The sequence below is a fragment of the Candidatus Eisenbacteria bacterium genome, assembly GCA_016867715.1.
Lineage (GTDB): Bacteria > Orphanbacterota > Orphanbacteria > Orphanbacterales > Orphanbacteraceae > VGIW01.
Map to the genome: position 1 here is coordinate 1 of VGIW01000151.1, position 3787 is coordinate 3787.

Here is a 3787-nt window from a genome sequence, read left to right on the forward strand (position 1 = left end):
CGCCACGAGCGGATCTTCCGCCGGGGGGAAGGCGCCTTCCGGTCGTTCGCATCTGTTCTCTAGCCGCGCTCCCTGCGCTCTTGGCGGGCTCGTCGATCAGGCCCCGAGGGGGAGGTCGGCCCGCCGAGCGAGCACGAACGAGCCCAGGTTGTCTCCGTATTGGGGAACGTCACCGCGGTGGGTGGCGACGGTGGGAACGGAGGGCCCCGGAGCCGAGGGGCGGGGCTCGCTTGCTCAAACATGCCGCGCGCGGCGCGCGGCAACTCGCCGCTCTGCCCCGCCCCCCGTCTCCGGAGGAAGACAAACCTGAGCGCCTGCGGTTTCAGGCCGCCTTGCCCGAAGAGGGGCGGGGCCGTATGCTGGGGTCATGCGGCGCGCGATCGACGATTTCCTGAAGGGCCTCGAGGAACGGCGCTACTCGCCGCGCACGGTCGAGGCGTACCGGCGGGACCTTCGCGCATGGCACACATTTGCCATGAAGGAGATGGGGGAGGAGGAGCCGGCGCTCCGAGACGTGACGTCGTCCCTTCTTCGATCGTATCTCGCCCGCCTCTACGACCGCCGCCTCGCCAAGACCACCCGGCATCGCGCGCTCGCGGCGATCAAGTCGTTCTTCAAGGATTGCCATCGCCGCGGTCTCGTCGATGCGAGCCCCGCCGCGTTCCTCACATTTCCGAAAGCGGAGAGAAAGCTCCCCTCGTTCCTCTCGCCCGACGAGATCGATCGCCTCGTCTCGCTCCCCGAGGGAGTGTGGGCGGCGCGCGACCTCGCGCTCATCGAGATGATCTACGGCGCCGGCATCCGCCTCGCGGAAGCGGCCGCGCTGGACATCGGCAGCATCGATCTCGACGCCCGCGAGGCGCGCGTTCTCGGCAAGGGGAACCGGGAACGGATCGTCCCCTTCGGGCGAGAGGCGGCGCGCGCGGTGCGCGCGTACCTCGCGGTGCGGCACGCGACGAACGCCGGGCGCTCCCGCGTCGGAAGGAGCGAGCCGCTCTTCTTGAACCGCCGGGGCGGACGCCTCTCGCGGCGCGGGATCGAGCGGCGCGTCGGGCGCTACCTCCGCCTCGTCGGCGAGGGACTCACCGTCCACTCGCTCCGCCATTCGTTCGCGACCCACCTCCTCGACAGGGGAGCGGACCTTCGCGCCGTGCAGGAGCTCCTCGGCCATCGCCGCCTCTCGAGCACGCAGCGCTACACCCACACGACCGCGGAGACGCTCCTCCGGGCGTACCGCCGCGCCCACCCGCGCGCGGAATAGGAGAACGACCATGCACGCGACGACGATCCTCGCGGTTCGAAGAGGAGCCGCGGCGGCGATGGGAGGGGACGGCCAGGTCACCCTCGAGAAGCAGATCATGAAGGCGAGAGCCCGCAAGGTGCGCCGCATCCACGACGGGCGGATCCTCGTCGGCTTCGCAGGCGCGGTCGCCGACGCCTTCACCCTCTTCGAACGCCTCGAAACGAAGCTCGAGGCGCACGCGGGGAACCTTCCCCGCGCCGCGGTCGAGCTCGCGCGCGACTGGCGGACCGACCGGATGCTCCGCCGGCTCGAGGCGCTCCTCGCGGCGATGGACAAGGAGCACACCCTTCTCATCTCCGGGACCGGCGAGGTGATCGAACCGGACGACGGCCTCCTCGGGATCGGAAGCGGAGGAGGGTACGCCCTCGCCGCCGCGCGCGGACTTCTCCGGCACACCGATCTTCCGCCGGGGCGGATCGTCGAGGAGTCGCTCCGGATCGCGGCCGGCCTCTGCGTCTACACGAACGAGGAGATCGTCGTGGAGGAACTCGCATGAACGTTTCTGGTCTCAAGGATCTCCCCGCGCCGCGGGCGATCGTCCGCGAGCTCGACCGCTTCATCGTCGGGCAGGAGAAAGCGAAGCGGGCGGTGGCGATCGCCCTTCGGAACCGTTGGAGGCGGCGCGAGGCGCCCGAGCCGATCCGAAAGGAGATCCTCCCCGCCAACATCCTCATGATCGGCCCGACCGGCGTCGGGAAGACGGAGATCGCGCGCCGTCTCGCGCAAGCGGCGCACGCCCCGTTTCTCAAGGTCGAGGCCTCGAAGTACACCGAGGTCGGGTACGTCGGCCGCGACGTCGAGTCGATGGTGCGCGATCTTCTCGAGATCGGGATCGGCGAGGTCGAGAAGGAGATTCGGGCGGAGGCGGCCGCCGAGGCCGAGCGCCGCGCGGAGGCGAAGCTCCTCGCTCTTCTTTCCGCGGAAGAGCCGGCAGGGCAAGCCGCGCCTCCCGGAGTGATCGCGGTCGATCCGTCCGGGATCGCCTCGCCCGCGGAGGGAACGAGAGAGGAGCCGCTGCTCGATCGGCTCCGCGCGGGAGCGCTCGAGGAGCGCCTCGTCACGATCGAGATCGCGGAGAAGGGAACGCCCCTCTTCAACCTCTTCGCGGCGAGCGGAATGGGCGCGGTCGACGCCGACGTCCAGAAGACCCTCGAGCATCTCGTCCCGAAGAAGAAGAAAAGAAGCCGCATCCGCGTTCGCGAGGCGAGGAGGATCCTCGTCGAGGAAGAGCTCGACTCGCTCGTCGATCGGGATCGGGCGGTAGAGGAGGGGAAGAGACGCACCGAGGAGGCGGGGATCATCTTCCTCGACGAGATCGACAAGATCGTCGGAAGCGGGCGGGACCACGGGCCGGACGTCTCGCGCGAGGGAGTGCAGCGGGACCTCCTCCCGATCGTCGAGGGCTCGCAGGTGCAGACCAAGTACGGGATGATCGCGACCGACCACATCCTCTTCATCGGGGCGGGCGCGTTCCATCAGGCCCGTCCCTCCGACCTCATCCCTGAGCTCCAGGGGCGCTTCCCGATCCGGGTCGAGCTTCAGGCGCTGACGGCGGCCGACTTCGTCCGAATCTTGAAGGAACCGGAAAATTCGCTCATCAAGCAATATGCCGCGCTCGTCTCCGCCGAGGGGGCGGAGCTCCTCTTCGAAGAAGAGGCGATCGACGCGATCGCGCGCCTGGCCGAGACGGTGAACGACCGGACGGAGAACATCGGCGCGCGGCGACTCCACACGCTCCTCTCGGCGCTTCTCGAGAAGGAACTCTTCGATCTTCCCGACCGCGGAGAGAAGACGATCGTCGTCGACGCCGCGAGGGTGGAGGAGAGGCTGGGGACGATCGCGCGCGACGGAGACCAGAGCCGGTTTATACTGTAGCCCAGAATAGGCGAACGGGCGCACACGAAAAGGAGAGAGCATGCCGAAGAAGGACTTTCTCTCGATCGCCGACTTGGACCGCCCCGGTCTGGAGCGCCTCCTCCGCCGGGGCCTCGAGATGAAGAAGGCACGAAAGGAGGGGAGGGAGAAACGGACGCTCGAGGGGAAGATCCTCGGGCTCATCTTCCACAAGCCGAGCCTTCGGACGCGGGTCAGCTTCGAGGCGGGGATGATGCACCTCGGCGGGCACACGATCTACCTCACCGACAAGGAGATCGGGATCGGCTCGCGCGAGGCGGTGGGGGACGTGGGCGAGGTCCTCGGGCGCTACCTCGACGCGGTCATGATCCGCACGTTCGACCACAAGATCGCGGTCGACCTTGCGCGGCACGCGCCGATCCCGGTGATCAACGGCCTCACCGACCTCCTGCATCCGTGCCAGATCCTCGCCGACATTCTCACCGTGATCGAGCACCGCGGGAACATCGAGAACCGGATCGTTTCGTTCTTCGGCGACGGGAACAACGTCGCCCACTCGTGGATCAACGCCGCGGGGCTTCTCCCCTTCGCGCTCCGGATCGCCGTCCCCGAGGGGTTCGAGCCGAGCGC

General features: G+C 68.6%; 4 protein-coding genes. All 4 read left to right on the plus strand.

Annotated elements, in window-relative coordinates:
* Window positions 1-367 precede the first annotated feature (367 nt).
* Window positions 368-1261 carry a tyrosine-type recombinase/integrase gene (locus FJY73_14110; GenBank protein ID MBM3321794.1) on the plus strand — a complete coding sequence of 298 codons (894 nt, stop codon included), beginning with the start codon at window positions 368-370 and terminating at the stop codon, window positions 1259-1261.
* 10 nt (window positions 1262-1271) lie between these two features.
* On the plus strand, window positions 1272-1799 hold the full coding sequence (gene hslV / locus FJY73_14115) for an ATP-dependent protease subunit HslV (GenBank protein ID MBM3321795.1): 528 nt from the start codon (window positions 1272-1274) through the stop codon (window positions 1797-1799).
* On the plus strand, window positions 1796-3178 hold the full coding sequence (gene hslU / locus FJY73_14120) for an ATP-dependent protease ATPase subunit HslU (GenBank protein ID MBM3321796.1): 1383 nt from the start codon (window positions 1796-1798) through the stop codon (window positions 3176-3178). Before hslV ends, hslU begins: the two co-directional genes overlap by 4 nt.
* Before the next feature lie 40 nt (window positions 3179-3218).
* Window positions 3219-3787 (plus strand): ornithine carbamoyltransferase (locus FJY73_14125; protein ID MBM3321797.1); only part of this gene is annotated, 569 nt, incomplete at its 3' end.